The sequence below is a fragment of the Campylobacter sp. BCW_4321 genome, assembly GCF_001763075.1.
In the GTDB taxonomy this organism is placed as follows: Bacteria; Campylobacterota; Campylobacteria; order Campylobacterales; family Campylobacteraceae; genus Campylobacter_D; species Campylobacter_D jejuni.
Genome location: NZ_MJYA01000001.1, coordinates 1 through 374, shown reverse-complemented (window position 1 = coordinate 374; position 374 = coordinate 1). Strand labels below are relative to the sequence as shown.

Sequence of the window (374 nt, the reverse complement as noted above, 5' to 3'; positions counted from 1 at the left end):
TCGCGTTCCTTATGGAATTGGCAAAAATCAAAACTATCAAACAGACGCCCTTAAATGGAAATAGAATAATGTTAAAATACTATGTTTCAAAATTTTATAAAAGGAGATAACAATGAAACATTTTATTTTTGGTGGATTAATAAGCTTAGGTGCTTTAGCTTTTTTAATAGGTTGTGGTGATGAAGCAAAAACAAGTGAATACTATGAAAAACACATTGATGAAGCTAAGGCTAGAGTAGCAGAGTGTAAAAAAATGGAGAAAATGAATGAAACTCAACAAAGAGATTGTTCTAACGCAAAATGGGCAGTTGAAATGCAATCCGATAGTCGCGTTCCTTATGGAATTGGCAAAAATCAAAACTATCAAACAGACG

The 374-nt window shown here is 32.4% G+C and carries 1 protein-coding gene; it reads left to right on the top strand.

Annotated features, from left to right (window positions below; translation table 11 throughout):
• Positions 1-112 precede the first annotated feature (112 nt).
• The coding region (locus AJN58_RS00005) for an EexN family lipoprotein (RefSeq protein WP_070253942.1) at positions 113-374 on the top strand (262 nt) is incomplete at its 3' end.